Source organism: Actinomycetospora sp. 2LY8.5, assembly GCF_057180585.1.
The window spans coordinates 34,830-48,075 of record NZ_JBXUHE010000006.1 but is presented as its reverse complement, the minus strand read 5'-3'; the positions used below and the strand labels follow the sequence as shown (position 1 = coordinate 48,075).

Annotated in this window: 13 protein-coding genes, 3 tRNA genes and 1 pseudogene; 2 read left to right on the top strand and 15 right to left on the bottom strand. The window is 71.8% G+C overall.

Features of this window, described 5'->3' with window-relative positions; translation table 11 throughout:
- Positions 1-31: 31 nt before the first annotated feature.
- From AC2A1K_RS10270 to AC2A1K_RS10230, 9 genes and pseudogenes are all read right to left on the bottom strand, one after another.
- Entirely contained in the window at positions 32-826 is a 795-nt protein-coding gene (locus AC2A1K_RS10270; RefSeq protein ID WP_483896220.1) for an MlaE family ABC transporter permease, read from the bottom strand.
- Positions 827-1,590: 764 nt separating this feature from the next.
- A pseudogene (locus tag AC2A1K_RS10265) lies at positions 1,591-2,589 on the bottom strand (ABC transporter ATP-binding protein); the annotation flags it as partial.
- A 396-nt stretch (positions 2,590-2,985) separates the two neighbouring features.
- Positions 2,986-3,375, bottom strand: a complete 390-nt coding sequence (gene rplL, locus AC2A1K_RS10260) for a 50S ribosomal protein L7/L12 (protein ID WP_337704288.1) — start codon at positions 3,373-3,375, stop codon at positions 2,986-2,988.
- 65 nt (positions 3,376-3,440) lie between these two features.
- Complete coding sequence (gene rplJ, locus AC2A1K_RS10255) at positions 3,441-4,088, bottom strand: 50S ribosomal protein L10 (RefSeq protein ID WP_483896219.1); 648 nt, start codon at positions 4,086-4,088, stop codon at positions 3,441-3,443.
- A gap of 285 nt (positions 4,089-4,373) precedes the next feature.
- The gene (rplA, locus tag AC2A1K_RS10250) at positions 4,374-5,084 is read right to left on the bottom strand and encodes a 50S ribosomal protein L1 (RefSeq protein WP_483896218.1); all 711 of its coding nucleotides are present in this window, start codon (positions 5,082-5,084) and stop codon (positions 4,374-4,376) included.
- Positions 5,085-5,185: 101 nt separating this feature from the next.
- Complete coding sequence (gene rplK / locus AC2A1K_RS10245; protein ID WP_483896217.1) at positions 5,186-5,620, bottom strand: 50S ribosomal protein L11; 435 nt, start codon at positions 5,618-5,620, stop codon at positions 5,186-5,188.
- A 70-nt stretch (positions 5,621-5,690) separates the two neighbouring features.
- Positions 5,691-6,743 carry a transcription termination/antitermination protein NusG gene (nusG, locus tag AC2A1K_RS10240; RefSeq protein ID WP_483896216.1) on the bottom strand — a complete coding sequence of 351 codons (1,053 nt, stop codon included), beginning with the start codon at positions 6,741-6,743 and terminating at the stop codon, positions 5,691-5,693.
- Between the two features lie 68 nt (positions 6,744-6,811).
- Complete coding sequence (secE, locus tag AC2A1K_RS10235) at positions 6,812-7,195, bottom strand: preprotein translocase subunit SecE (protein WP_483896215.1); 384 nt, start codon at positions 7,193-7,195, stop codon at positions 6,812-6,814.
- Between the two features lie 63 nt (positions 7,196-7,258).
- Positions 7,259-7,331, bottom strand: a tRNA-Trp gene (locus AC2A1K_RS10230).
- A gap of 190 nt (positions 7,332-7,521) precedes the next feature.
- Between AC2A1K_RS10230 and AC2A1K_RS10225 the strand changes: the two genes are divergently transcribed.
- The gene (locus tag AC2A1K_RS10225) at positions 7,522-8,763 is read left to right on the top strand and encodes a pyridoxal phosphate-dependent aminotransferase (protein ID WP_483896214.1); all 1,242 of its coding nucleotides are present in this window, start codon (positions 7,522-7,524) and stop codon (positions 8,761-8,763) included.
- Positions 8,764-8,905: 142 nt separating this feature from the next.
- Positions 8,906-9,763 (top strand): SGNH/GDSL hydrolase family protein, encoded by an 858-nt coding sequence (locus tag AC2A1K_RS10220; protein WP_483896213.1) that lies wholly within the window; start codon positions 8,906-8,908, stop codon positions 9,761-9,763.
- A 174-nt stretch (positions 9,764-9,937) separates the two neighbouring features.
- Here AC2A1K_RS10220 and AC2A1K_RS10215 read toward each other — a convergent pair whose 3' ends face one another.
- The 6 genes from AC2A1K_RS10215 to AC2A1K_RS10190 all read right to left on the bottom strand — a co-directional run bounded on the left by AC2A1K_RS10215 (position 9,938) and on the right by AC2A1K_RS10190 (position 12,854).
- A complete protein-coding gene (locus AC2A1K_RS10215) occupies positions 9,938-10,357 on the bottom strand; it encodes a MaoC/PaaZ C-terminal domain-containing protein (RefSeq protein ID WP_483896212.1) in 420 nt (139 codons plus the stop codon).
- Complete coding sequence (locus AC2A1K_RS10210) at positions 10,354-10,812, bottom strand: FAS1-like dehydratase domain-containing protein (RefSeq protein ID WP_483896211.1); 459 nt, start codon at positions 10,810-10,812, stop codon at positions 10,354-10,356. The genes AC2A1K_RS10215 and AC2A1K_RS10210 overlap by 4 nt, the downstream gene beginning before the upstream one ends.
- 3 nt (positions 10,813-10,815) lie before the next feature.
- Positions 10,816-10,980 (bottom strand): 50S ribosomal protein L33, encoded by a 165-nt coding sequence (gene rpmG, locus AC2A1K_RS10205; protein WP_116708438.1) that lies wholly within the window; start codon positions 10,978-10,980, stop codon positions 10,816-10,818.
- A gap of 63 nt (positions 10,981-11,043) precedes the next feature.
- Positions 11,044-11,119: transfer RNA gene (locus tag AC2A1K_RS10200), tRNA-Met, on the bottom strand.
- A 77-nt stretch (positions 11,120-11,196) separates the two neighbouring features.
- Positions 11,197-11,269, bottom strand: a tRNA-Thr gene (locus tag AC2A1K_RS10195).
- 37 nt (positions 11,270-11,306) lie between these two features.
- Positions 11,307-12,854 carry a putative bifunctional diguanylate cyclase/phosphodiesterase gene (locus AC2A1K_RS10190; protein WP_483896210.1) on the bottom strand — a complete coding sequence of 516 codons (1,548 nt, stop codon included), beginning with the start codon at positions 12,852-12,854 and terminating at the stop codon, positions 11,307-11,309.
- Positions 12,855-13,246: the final 392 nt, after the last annotated feature.

Genomic DNA, 13,246 nt, shown 5'->3' with positions numbered 1-13,246 from the left:
GAGCGGCGGTCAGAACGTCAGAACAGAAAGATCAGAACTTGGTCGGGGGAACGAGGTTGAGATAGACGGCCGTCACGATCACGTTGATCGCGAACAGCAGGATGAACGTGATGACGACGGCCTGGTTGACCGCGTCGCCCACGCCCTTCGGACCACCGGCCGGGTTGAGGCCGCGGTACGCGGCGACGATCCCGGCGGCGAGCCCGAACAATGCTGCCTTGATGAAGCCGACGAGCAGGTCGGTCGGCTTGGACAGGGCGGAGAAGCCCTGCACGTAGGCGCCCGGGGTGACGCCCTGCAGCACGACGTTGAAGTAGTAGCCGCCGGCGACGCCGACGATCGAGACGAGCCCGAAGAGCAGCGCCGACACGAGGATCGACGCGAGCACCCGGGGCACCACGAGGCGCTGGATGGGGTTGATGCCCAGCACCTCCATCGCGTCGATCTCCTCGCGGATGGTGCGGGCTCCGAGGTCGGCGCAGATCGCCGATCCGCCGGCCCCCGCTACGAGGAGTGCGCAGATGACGGGCGCCGCCTGCTGGATCACCGCCAGCGTGCTGGCCGCGCCGGAGAACGACTGGGCGCCGAACTGCCGGATCAACGATCCGAGCTGCAGCGAGATGACCGAGCCGAACGAGATCGACACCAGCGCCGCGGGCAGGATGCAGACCCGCGAGATGAACCAGCACTGCTCGACGAACTCGCGCGTCTGGAACGGTCGCTGGAAGATTCCGACGATCACGTCGAGGCCGAGCGCGAACAGCTTGCCCGTCGACGACAGTGCGCCGGCACCGGGGAAGTTCCCGGTGGCGATGCGTGAGCTCACGAGTCGCCCCGCCGGAACATGCGGCGCAGGCCACCGCGCCGGCTCTCGTCCTGGCCCTGGTGCGCGTCCTCGGCGTGCTGCTCAGGGGCCTGCTGCGGCGGGGGCTGCTGCTCGTCGCCGTCGTTCGCCGGACGTGCGGCCATCGGGACGAGCCCGGCGACACCCTGCTCGCCGCTCTGCTCGGGGTGCTCGGTCTGCTCGGGGTGCTCGGGTTGGTCACCGCGCCAGTGGTGGCGCCCGGCCGCGGCAGCGCCGGCGACACCGGCGGCACCGGCCGCGCCCGCCGCCTGCTGGCCTGGCTGCTGGCCGGGCTGCTGGTCGGTCCGCTGCTCCTGCTGCTGTCCCTGCCGACCGTCGTCCTGGACCGCCTGGAACTGCTCGGTCCGGGCGTCGTCGGCCGGGGCCTGGCCGCCCTGCTGCTGGTCGCGCGCGTTACCGGCCTCGTCGGACTGCTCGTCGTCGCTCTTGGTGTGCTCACCGGCCTGCGGGAGCACCACCGTGCCGCCGGCCTCGTCGTCCGCCGGCACGCCGACCAGCGGCTCGTCGGACTCCGGCGGGGCGGGCGGGGCCTTGCGCGCCTCGGCGTCGGCGTCCGGGTCGCCGCTGCCGGCCTGGCTCCCCTCGCCGTCGCCCTCGCGGGACCCGCCCTCGACCAGCGAGTTGTCCTCGGCCTGCGCCATGGCCTGGTAGCCGAACGGGTCGGCGTCCTCGGGCGGCTGGGTGCGCGTGACCTCGATGAGCTCGGTGCGGTCCTGGTCCCGCGAGATGCCGTAACGCTCCTGGTCGGCCTCGGTGAGCGACTCGAGGATCGCGGTCTGCGCCTTCGGCGGCAGGGTGTGCAGGACCTGCATGACGCGGTCCTTGCGCCGCTGCACCGCCTTGCGCTCGGGGACGCCCTCGCTGACCTCGAGCTGCGGGTCGATGAAGGACTCCTCGGACTCCGCCGAGCCGCCCTTCTTCTTCAGCTCCGCCATCTCGGCCTCCATCTGGGCCGAGTCCTTCTCCTCGGACATCCCGATCGGGCCGATGCGCCGACCCTGCAGGAACTGCTGGACGACCGGCTCCTCCGAGGTCAGCAGGACCTCGCGCGGGCCGAACATCACCAGGTTCTTGCGAAACAGCATCCCGATGTTGTCCGGTAGCGACCGGGCGGTGCCCAGGTGGTGGGTGACGATGAGGATCGTCGCGTCGAGCTGGGCGTTGAGGTCGACGATCAGCTGGTTCAGGTACGCCGTGCGCACCGGGTCCAGCCCGGAGTCCGGCTCGTCGACCAGGATGATCTCGGGGTCGAGCACGAGCGCGCGGGCCAGCCCGGCGCGCTTCTTCATCCCGCCGGAGATCTCGCCGGGCAGCTTGTCCTCGGCACCGCCGAGCCCGACGAGGTCGAGCTTCTCCATGACGATGTCCTTGATCTCGGACTCGCCCTTGCGGGTGTGCTCGCGCAGCGGGAAGGCGATGTTGTCGAACAGGTTCATCGACCCGAACAGCGCGCCGTCCTGGAACAGCACCCCGAACAGCTTGCGGATCTCGTAGAGCTTCGACTCCGAGCACCGCACGAGGTCGGTGTCGTGGATGAAGATCGAGCCCTTCTCGGGCTTGAGCAGCCCGATGATCGACTTCAGGAGCACCGACTTGCCCGTGCCCGACGGGCCGAGGAGCACGCTGACCTCACCCGCCGGAAGGGTGAGCGTGACGTCGGACCAGATGTTGGAGCTGCCGAACGACTTCGACAGGTTCCTGATCCCGACCTCGACGCCGGCCATGCAGTTCCTCCTGCGGTCCGTGGTGTCGACCCATCAACGCCCTGTTACCGACGTCATCGAGCCGGCACCCCCAGAGAGGGGCGTCACGTCTTCAACGACGGGTGACCGAGGAGGTTACTCGGGCGGCAAGTTGGGCGACGGCCGGGTCGGCCTGGACCGGAGGCGTCAGGACGGATGCGCCGAGCGGGTGGCGACCAGCGGCTGCTCCCACGCGTTCGGTGGAGCCCGAGGACCGTTCGTCCCAGGAATCGCCGCTTCGCCGCCGGATCGGGCGACACCCTTTCGCGCGACCGGCGAGGGTGTCCGCAACGGCCCCGAAGACACTCCGGAGACGACGACGGGGCGGGGCCCGAAGGTCCCCGCCCCGTCTGGGAAGAGCTGCGCTCGCGCGCGAGATCAGGTCAGGCTGATCTTCGCGCCGGCCTCCTCGAGCTTCGCCTTGGCCGCGTCGGCGGCCTCCTTGTTGACGCCCTCGAGGATCGGCTTCGGGGCGCTCTCGACGAGCTCCTTGGCCTCCTTGAGGCCCAGGCCCGAGACGACCTCACGGACGACCTTGATGACCTGGATCTTCTTGTCGCCGGCGCCCTCGAGGACGACGTTGAACTCGTCCTTCTCCTCCTCGACCGGAGCGGCGGCACCGCCGGCGGCCGGGGCGGCCGCGGCGGCGACCGGGGCCGCCGCCGTGACCTCGAAGGTCTCCTCGAACTTCTTCACGAACTCGGAGAGCTCGATCAGGGTCATGTCCTTGAACGCGTCGAGCAGCTCGTCGGTGGACAGCTTCGCCATGGTGGCGGTTCCTTCCTGGTACGACGCCCGGCACGGACCGGGCGGGCTTGGGGTGGGGGTGGCCGTCAGGCCTGGGTGGCCTCGGTGGACTCGGCCTCGGTGGACTCGGCCTCGGTGCTCGCCTCGGCGTCGGCGGACTCGACGGCGGCGACGGCGTCCTCGGTGCTCGCGCTGCCCTCGGCCGCCCTCTTGTCCTGCAGGGCGGCCGCGAGGCGGGCGATCTGCGAGGCCGGGGCGTTGAACAGCCCGGCGGCCTTGGCCAGGTTGCCCTTCATGGCGCCGGCCAGCTTCGCCAGCAGCGCCTCGCGGGACTCGAGGTCCGCGAGCTGCGTGACCTCGGTGGCGGAGAGCGCGCGGCCCTCCATGTACCCGCCCTTGACGACCAGGGCCTTGTTGTCCCGCTGGAAGTCGCGGAACGCCTTGGCGGCGTCCACGGGCTCCCCGCTGACGAAGGCGATGGCCGTCGGGCCGACCAGCAGGTCGTCCAGTCCCTCGACCCCGGCGTCCGCGGCAGCCCGCTTGACCAGGGTGTTCTTGGCGACCGTGTAGGTGACGTCCGAGCCCAGCGAACGACGCAGCTGCGAGATCTGCTTCATCGACAGGCCGCGGTACTCGGTGACGACCATCGCCGAGGCCTCGCGGAACTCCGCGGCGATCTCGGCGACCGCGGCCACCTTGTCGGCAGCCGGAGCTCTCGTCCCATCTGCAGCCATGCGCGCCTCCTCTCTCGTACTCGGGAGACCGTGTCGGTCGGTCGGCGGCCCCGGAACGACGAAACGCCCCGTGCACAGGTGCACGGGGCGTCGGACGGCGCAGGGCACGAAGGCCCGGCGGGTCACGACCCTCGTCCTCCTGCGCGGGCGCCCCTCGTTGGGGCCTTCGTCCGTCCAAGCAGGGCCTGAACGGCGACCAGCGGTCTCGGGTGGATCGGGGTTCGATCTGTCATCGAGTCTACGCGGTCCCCCCGGAGCGCCTTTCACCCCGGGGGACCGTCGCGACTAGGCCTCCGCGGAGAGCAGGTTCCGCGTGCGGTTCGGGTCGACCGGGATGCCCGGGCCCATCGTCGTGGTGACGGTGATCTTCTTGACGTAGCGGCCCTTCGCGGCGGCCGGCTTCGCCCGGAGGATCTCGTCCAGCGCGGCACCGTAGTTCTCGACGAGCTTCTCGGTGTCGAAGCTGGCCTTGCCGATGATCAGGTGCAGGTTGGCCTGCTTGTCGACGCGGAAGTTCACCTTGCCGCCCTTGATGTCGCTGACGGCGCGGGCGACGTCCGGGGTGACGGTGCCGGTCTTGGGGTTCGGCATCAGCCCGCGGGGGCCGAGGATGCGGGCCACGCGGCCGACCTTGGCCATCTGGTCGGGCGCCGCGACGGCGGCGTCGAACTCGAGCCAGCCGCCCTGGATGCGCTCGATGAGGTCATCGGATCCCACGACGTCGGCTCCGGCCGACTCGGCCTCGCGCGCCTTGTCGCCGGTGGCGAACACGATGACGCGGGCGGTCTTGCCGGTGCCGTGGGGCAGGTTCACGGTGCCGCGGACCATCTGGTCGGCCTTGCGGGGGTCGACCCCCAGCCGCATGGCGACCTCGACGGTCGCGTCCATCGACGTGGTGGACGTGTCCTTGGCCAGGTCGATGCCCTCGAGCGGGCTGTAGAGCTTGTCGAAGTCCACCTTCTCGGCGGCCTTCTGGTATGCCTTGCTGCGCTTCATTTCTCTCTGTCCTTCTCGAACGGATCAGGTGTGGTCAGGGCTGCGCGGCCCTCCCACTCAGGTGCCGACCGGTGGTCACCGGCCGACGCAGGTCTCACTGGTCAGTCTGCGACGGTCAGACCCATCGACCGGGCGGTGCCGGCGATGATCTTCGACGCCTGGTCGAGGTCGTTGGCGTTGAGGTCCTGCATCTTGGTCTGCGCGATCTCGCGGACCTGCTCCTGCGTCACCGAACCGACCTTCTTGCTGTGCGGCGTCGGGCTACCCGACTTCAGGCCGGCCGCCGCCAGCAGCAGCTTGGCTGCCGGCGGCGTCTTGAGCTTGAAGTCGAACGAGCGGTCCTCGTAGACCGAGATCTCGACCGGCACGACCTGACCGCGCTGCGACTCGGTCGCGGCGTTGTAGGCCTTGCAGAACTCCATGATGTTGACGCCGTGCTGACCCAGGGCCGGGCCGACCGGCGGGGCCGGCGTCGCCGCGCCGGCGCTGATCTGCAGCTTGACGACCGCGGAGAGCCGTCGCTTCTTCGGGGGCATGACTTCCTCGTTGTTGCGGGTGGGGCGACACGGAGCCGGCGGAGCCGGCGCCGATGCCGAGGGCCGGGTCCTAGATCTTGGAGACCTGGTTGAACCCGAGCTCGACCGGGGTCTCCCGGCCGAAGATCGAGACGAGCACCTTGAGCTTCTGGGCGTCGACGTTGACCTCGGAGATACTCGCCGGGAGCGTCGCGAACGGGCCGTCCATGACGGTGACCGACTCGCCGACCTCGAAGTCGACCTCGACCGCGGGCTTGCCGGCGGTGTCCTCGGTGCCGGTCTTCTCCCCGCCCTTGGCCTTCTTCGGCGTCTCTTGACGGGGCAGGAGGAACTTGACGACCTCGTCGAGGGTCAGCGGCGACGGGCGCGACGTGGCACCGACGAAGCCGGTGACGCCCGGCGTGTTGCGCACCGCGCTCCACGAGGCGTCGTTGAGGTCCATCCGCACGAGGATGTAGCCGGGCAGGACCTTGCGCTGGACCTGCTTGCGCTGCCCGTTCTTGATCTCGGTGACCTCTTCGGTGGGCACCTCGACCTGGAAGATGAAATCCTCGACGTCCAGGGTCTGGACACGGGTCTCGAGATTGGCCTTCACCTTGTTCTCGTAGCCCGCGTAGGAGTGCACGACGTACCAGTCGCCGGGCGCCAGACGCAGCGAGTCCTTGAGCGCCTGCGCCGGGTCGACCTCCTCCTCCTCGACCTCGGCGGCCTCGGCGGAGACCGGCGCCTCGTCGACCTGGAGGTCGTCCTCGGTGTCGTCGCGGGCCGCGACGTCGCCCGTGCCCGCGGACTCCTCGGGCAGGTCGGAGTCGTCCTCGTCGGCCGGGGCGCCGAGTGCGGCGCGCGCAGCCTTCAGGTCGGCCTCGGGGTCGGCGGCGTCCTCGGCGTCGACGTCCCCGGCGGCGTCTTCGGAGCCGTCCTCGGCCTCGCGCGCCTCCTGGGCGACGCGGGCCACCTCGCCGTCGTCGAGCGTGGCGGGGCGCTCCTCGGTGCTGATGTCCCCGTACGTGCCGCTGCCGTCACGCACCATGACGCCGCGCGTGCGGGCCTCACCGACGAGCTCGGGCTCGCCGCCGTCGGGGGTGCCATTCTCGGGCTCTGCGCCGGATCCTGCGGAGGTCACTTCTCACTCACTTCCTTTGCACGGCGGGCACCGCGGCGCGGTGCCCGGCCGGCCGCTCGGCGGAACGGTCAGCCGAAGAGGGCGAACACGGCCTTGGCGAAGACCCAGTCGAGGCCTGCGACCAGCGCCACCATGAACGACACGAACACGAGGACGACGAACGTGTAGACCACGATCTGCCGGCGGGTGGGCCAGTGCACCTTGCGGAGCTCGGCCACGACCTCGCGCAGGAAGCGACGCAGGCGGGCGAACACCGACCCCTGCGCCGGCTGGGTGCGGTCCCGGGTCGGGGTGGATGTGCCCTTGCCCGACGGGCGACCGCTCTCGGCGTCCGCGTCCCCACCGCTGCCGTTCCCGGCCGCGTCGGCGCGCCGTCGACGGCCGGCGGCGGTGACCGGACGCGCGTCGTCGTCGTCGCTCCCGCGCCGACGCCGGCTGCTGTCCTCGCTCACTGCGCCGTCCTCACCGTCCTCGTCCAACCACCCGCCTCGTCGGCGGGCCTCACCGTCGCGGTGCAGGGGCGACAGGACTTGAACCTGCAACCTGCGGTTTTGGAGACCGCTGCTCTGCCAATTGAGCTACGCCCCTGTGGCGTTCCCGGGGGGAGCGCCGATGGTCCGGGCCGAGGTCGATCCACACGACGACGAGCGCGCGGGAGCGACGGACGATCCGTCCCGGTGAGCAATGCTACGTCAAGCGCCGAGCCCGTTCGGCGCCGGGGCGGCGCGGCAGCCCGGGCGGCGGAACGGGCTGGAGGCTTCTCCTAGGATACCGGGACATGACGTCGTCGTCCTCGACTTCCCTGCACCCCTCAGCGACCGACCGCCGTATCTCGGCCCGTGTCGGCGGGATCGCGGAGTCGGCGACGCTGGCGGTCGATGCGAAGGCCAAGGCACTCAAGGCCGCCGGCCGACCAGTGATCGGCTTCGGGGCCGGCGAGCCCGACTTCCCCACGCCGCAGCCGGTGGTCGACGCCGCGATCGCGGCGTGCTCGGACCCCAGGAACCACCGCTACTCCCCCGCGGCCGGGCTGCCCGAGCTGCGCGACGCGATCGCGGCCAAGACCGCCCGCGACTCGGGGTGGCAGGTCGAGGCGCGCCAGGTGCTCGTCACCAACGGCGGCAAGCAGGCCGTGTTCGAGGCGTTCGCGACGCTGATCGACCCCGACGACGAGGTGCTGCTGCCCGCTCCGTTCTGGACGACCTACCCCGAGGCCGTGCGCATGGCCGGCGGAAACCCCGTCCAGATCGACACCGACGAGTCGACCGACTTCCTGCCCACCGTCGAGGCGCTCGAGGCCGCGCGCACGCCGCGCACCAAGGCGCTGCTGTGGTGCTCGCCGTCGAACCCCACCGGGTCGGTCGCGCCGCGCGAGCTCGTCGAGGCCGTCGGGCGCTGGGCGGCCGAGCACGGCGTCTGGGTGATCGCCGACGAGATCTACGAGCACCTCGTCTACGACGGCGCCGAGCACGTCTCGATGCCCGTCGCGGTGCCCGAGATCGCCGACCGCTGCGTGGTGCTCAACGGCGTCGCCAAGACCTTCGCCATGACCGGCTGGCGGGTCGGCTGGATGATCGGCCCTGCCGACGTGGTCGCGGCCGGCATCAACATGCAGTCGCACCTGACCTCGAACGTCTGCAACGTCGCCCAGCGCGCGGCCCTCGCGGCGGTCACGGGCCCGCTCGACGCGGTGGCCGAGATGCGCGAGGCGTTCGACCGCCGCAGGCGGCTGATCGTCGAGCTGCTCTCGGGCATCGAGGGCGTCACCTGTCCCGTGCCGCGCGGCGCCTTCTACGCCTATCCCTCGGTGGCGGGGCTGCTCGGCAAGGAGCTCCGCGGCGAGCGTCCCAAGACCAGCGTCGACCTCGCCGCGCTCGTCCTCGAGCACGCCGAGGTGGCCGTCGTGCCCGGCGAGGCGTTCGGGAGCCCGGGGTACTTCCGGCTCTCCTACGCCCTCGGCGACGACGACCTGCGCGCCGGCGTCACCCGCATGGCCGACCTGCTGGCGGAGGCACGCTGAGACCCGCGATCATCCGCGCCGTCGGTCCCGCCGGGACCCCTGGATCGTCAGAGGAGTGCCGGTGGGACGACGGGGGACGAAGCCTTCAGGGGTGCACGCCGAGAGGGCAGGGCGACCCGGGACGCCGCCGAGCGTCCTGCGCATGCTCGTCCCCCTCGCCGTCGCGCTCCTCGGACTCGCCGTCGCGCCCGTGGCGATGGGCGCCCCGTCGGCCGCCGGGCAGGCCTACGTCGCGCTCGGCGACTCCTACACGGCCTCGCCGCTGACCGGCGCGCCGGCGGGCCCGCCGCCGGGCTGCCTGCGCTCGGCGAACAACTACCCGCACCTCGTCGCCGAGCGCACCGGCGCCGCGCTCACCGACGTGAGCTGCAGCGGTGCCCGGACCCGGGACTTCGCGGCCCCGCAGGCCGTGCAGGGCGGAGAGAACCCGCCGCAGTACGACGCCCTCGGCGCCGGCACCCAGCTCGTCACCGTCGGCATCGGCGGCAACGACATCGGGTTCTCCGAGATCGTGCAGGCCTGCGTGAGCCCGACGCCGTTCGGGACGCCGTGCCGGGACAAGTACACCCAGGGCGCGCACGACGAGCTCGCGGCGCGGATCGACGACCTCGCCGACCGTCTCGACCACGTCCTCGACGAGATCCACCGCCGCGCCCCGGACTCGCGCGTCCTGCTCGTCGGTTACCCCTCGGTGCTGCCGGCCGAGGGCCCGGGCTGCTACCCGGTCGTGCCGTACACCCCGGGGGACGTCGAGTACCTGCGCGGCGTGCTCTCGCACCTCAACGAGGAGATCGCCGACGCCGCGTCGGACGGCGACGCGACCTACGTCGACACCGCGACCCCGAGCCGAGGCCACGACGTCTGCGCCCTGCCCACCGAGCGCTGGATCGAGGGCCTCGTCCCCACGGCGCCCGCCGCGCCCGTGCACCCGAACGCCGCCGGCTCCGCCGCCCTCTCGCGCGCGGTCCTCGCGACCCTCGGCGAGCCGGCGGCCGCCTGAGCGCCCCCTGGCGCAGCGAACGGGTATCTCGCTGCTTCTAGGCGTTCGAAGTCCCCGTTCGCGGTTGCGGCGCGCTCCTCGCCCGTTCGCGAACGGGGACCCCGCGCGCGTAGAAGCAGCGAACAGCACGTTCGGGACGGGAGGGGCGCCGGGGGGAGCGGGGGCTAGCGGGGGCTAGCGGGGGCGGACGGTGGCGACGGCCTTGCCGAGCACGCCGCGTCCGTCGAAGGTCGCCGTGACGCTCAGGGTGCGCGCGCCGTCGTCGGCGACGTCGGTGACCTTGGCGCCGAGCTCGACCGTGGCGCCCGACTCGTCGTCCGGGACCACGACGGGGCGCGTGAAGCGGGTGGAGAAGGCCACGACGGCGGCGGGGTCGCCCGTGAGGTCGGCGACGTAGGTCGCCGCCAGGGACATCGTGAACATGCCGTGGGCGATGACGCCCGGCAGACCCACCTCGAGCGCGACGCGCTCGTTCCAGTGGATCGGGTTCTGGTCGCCCGACGCGCCGGCGTAGGCGACGAGGTCGGCACGGGTGATCGTCACCGTGCGGGGCTCGAGCTGGTCGCCCGCGTGGGCGTCGCCGACCGCGCTCATGCCTGTTCGCCCTCGGGCTCGGCGCGCCCGACGAGCGTCGCGCGGGTGGTCAGCACCGTGCTGCCCTCGGCGTCGGTGACGTCGACGCGGAAGGTGATGACGTCGTTGCCCGCCAGCTCGCGGATCTCGTCCACGGCGACCACCGAGGTGACGACGTCGCCCGCGTAGAGCGGGCGGGTCATCTCGACCGACTGGTCGCGGTGGACGACGCGCGTGAAGTCGAGGCCGAGCGCCGGGTCGTCGACGACGCGCCGGGTCGCGGGCCAGGTGAACACCACCGGGAACGTCGTCGGGGCGACGACGTCACGGTGGCCCGCGTCCCCGGCGGCGTCACGGTCGTGGTGCACCGGGTCGTCGGCGCCGATCGCGGTGGCGAACTCCCGGATCTTCTCCAGCGAGACCTCGTAGGTCTCCGCGGGCCAGGAGCGGCCCACGAACGAGGCGTCGAGCGGCACGCGTCAGCGGGTCTCGCGGTGACCGCGGTGGGTGCCGCAGTGCGGGCAGAACTTCTTGATCGTGAGGCGGTCGGGGTCGTTCCGCCGGTTCTTCCGCGTGATGTAGTTGCGGTTCTTGCACTCCTCGCAGGCCAGCGTGATCTTCGGACGGATGTCGGTGGTGGCCACGGAGGTTCCTCTCGTCACGGTGTTGCAGCAGCGTCCGCGGGCCTGGACCCGGCGGCCCTGTAGTGGTAGCGGTGGCCGGACTCGAACCGGCGACACAACGATTATGAGCCGTTTGCTCTACCGACTGAGCTACACCGCCGCGGTGAGCAGCCGTCACACGACACTGCGACGATCTTATGGCAGGACGAACCCAGGTTCGCCGGCATGCTCACCGAGAGCCCCTTTACGGAATCGAACCGTAGACCTTCTCCTTACCATGGAGACGCTCTGCCGACTGAGCTAAAGGGGCCTGCCCCGGAGGGCCATACGTCAGACTACAGGGCGCGTCACGCGATCAGCGTCCGGGGTCCGGCCGTCTCGCCGGGCTCGCCCGGGTGCACGTCGAGCGAATCCAGCCAGGTGTCGAAGCACCGGGCGGGCAACGGGCGGGAGACCAGGTAGCCCTGCGCGACGTCGCAGCCCATCTCGGCCAGGGCGACGCGCACGGCCGCCTGCTCGACGCCCTCGGCGACCACCGTGAGGCCCAGCGTGTGGCCCATCTCGACGATCGCGCGGACGACCGCGACGTCGCCGTACTCGGTGCCCATCCCCAGCACGAAGCTCTTGTCTATCTTGACCTGGTCGACGGGGAGGCGGCGCAGGTGGGCCAGCGAGGACTGGCCGGTGCCGAAGTCGTCGACGGCGAGGTGGCAACCCAGCGCGTGCAGCCGGCGCAGCACGGGCAGCGCCACGTCCCGCTCCGAGGAGACCCCCGACTCGGTGAGCTCGAGTGTGAGCAGCTCGGCGGGCACGCGGTGCGCCTCGAGCAGCGAGGCCACCTCGTCGGGGAAGTACGTCGCCCCGAGGTTGCCCACGGAGATGTTCACGGCCACCGACAGGCGCATCCCGCGGTCGAGCCAGCGGCGCGCGGCCGCCAGCGACTCGTCGAGGACGAACGAGGTGAGCTCGGCGATCTGGCCGGTGGCCTCGAGGACGGGCACGAACTCGTCGGGCAGCAGGAGGCCGAGCTCCGGGTGGTCCCAGCGCGCCAGTGCCTCGACCCCGACGACGGTGCGCTCGCCGAGCGAGACGACCGGCTGGAAGTCGACGCGGACGTCGCGGCGGGCCACGGCCGCCGAGAAGCCACGGATGAGACGCAACCGACGGGCCGCCCGCTCCCCCATGCTCGGCTCGTAGCAGCGGACCGGGTCGCCGCCGTCGCGCGTCGCGGCGAGGGCGACGTCGGCGCGGCGGAGCAGCGCGGCGGTGCGCTCCGGGCCCGCGGGGACGTCGGCGAGCCAGGGCCCGTCGGCGGCGACCCCGACGACCACCGGCGGCTCGAAGCGCACGCCCTCGACGAGGTAGGGCGCGAGGAGCCGCTCGCGCAGATCCTCGGCGGCGGTGTGGGCCTCGTGGCCGTCGACGCCGGGCAGGAGCACGGCGAAGGTGTCGCCCTCGAGACGCGCCGCGACGGGCGGGACGCCGGTGAGGACGGGCAGGCGCACGCTCACCATCCGCTCGGTGGCCAGGCGCACGAAGAGCTCGCCCCGGGCGTGACCGAGCGTGTCGTTGACCTGGCCGAGCAGGCGCAGGTCGACCACGGCCACCGCACCGCCCGCCGAGGGGTCCGCGTGCAGGAAGCCCTCGCGGTTGAGCAGGCCGGTCAGCGGGTCGCGATACGCGTCGCGGCGCAGCCGGTCCGCGAGCGCCGCGGCCTCCAGATCGTGCCGCCGGCGACGGGCCCACTGGACCAGCAGGCCGATCACGGAACCGACGACCACGAGGACGAGCAGGCCGCCGAGCACGAACACGGCGACGGGCGAGACGTCGGCGGGCGCGGCGAGCGCAGGGGTGACACCGGGGCTGACTGATGACGCCACGGGAACGTGGCTCACGGCACCACACCCCTTTCCGGTCGTCCCCCACGTTCGCCGGACGTGGATCACGCGTTCGCGCGCCCCGCGGTGCCGCCGCCCCATCCTCGCCGCGTTCACGGTGCGCAACAAATCGTGACCACTCGACTGCTCAGTAGTTCACTCGCCCGGACTATCATGCACGTTGTACCCGCTCCAACGATGACCCACCGGTACAGATGTGCACGAAGCCGCCGCCCCTCGGTGTCGTTCGGGCGAAGACCACCCGACCGGCCCAACCGAGGCCGCCGTCGGGCGGCCGGGAGCACGCCGCTCTGGTGGGATGGCGTGAGCGCTCCACGGACGGGAGCTCGATCGAGAACGGGGTGCGACGTGGCCGACGAGGGGCACGGGACCGTCAGCGGGGTACGAGC

Excerpts from the sequence above, each read along its gene's own strand:
- AC2A1K_RS10225 (WP_483896214.1), top strand. The coding sequence starts at position 7,522 with ATGACGTCGTCGTCCTCGACTTCCCTGCACCCCTCAGCGACCGACCGC.
- rplK (WP_483896217.1), bottom strand. The coding sequence starts at position 5,620 with ATGCCCCCGAAGAAGCGACGGCTCTCCGCGGTCGTCAAGCTGCAGATC.
- AC2A1K_RS10220 (WP_483896213.1), top strand. The coding sequence starts at position 8,906 with ATGCTCGTCCCCCTCGCCGTCGCGCTCCTCGGACTCGCCGTCGCGCCC.
- rplA (WP_483896218.1), bottom strand. The coding sequence starts at position 5,084 with ATGAAGCGCAGCAAGGCATACCAGAAGGCCGCCGAGAAGGTGGACTTC.
- rplJ (WP_483896219.1), bottom strand. The coding sequence starts at position 4,088 with ATGGCTGCAGATGGGACGAGAGCTCCGGCTGCCGACAAGGTGGCCGCG.
- AC2A1K_RS10215 (WP_483896212.1), bottom strand. The coding sequence starts at position 10,357 with ATGAGCGCGGTCGGCGACGCCCACGCGGGCGACCAGCTCGAGCCCCGC.
- rplL (WP_337704288.1), bottom strand. The coding sequence starts at position 3,375 with ATGGCGAAGCTGTCCACCGACGAGCTGCTCGACGCGTTCAAGGACATG.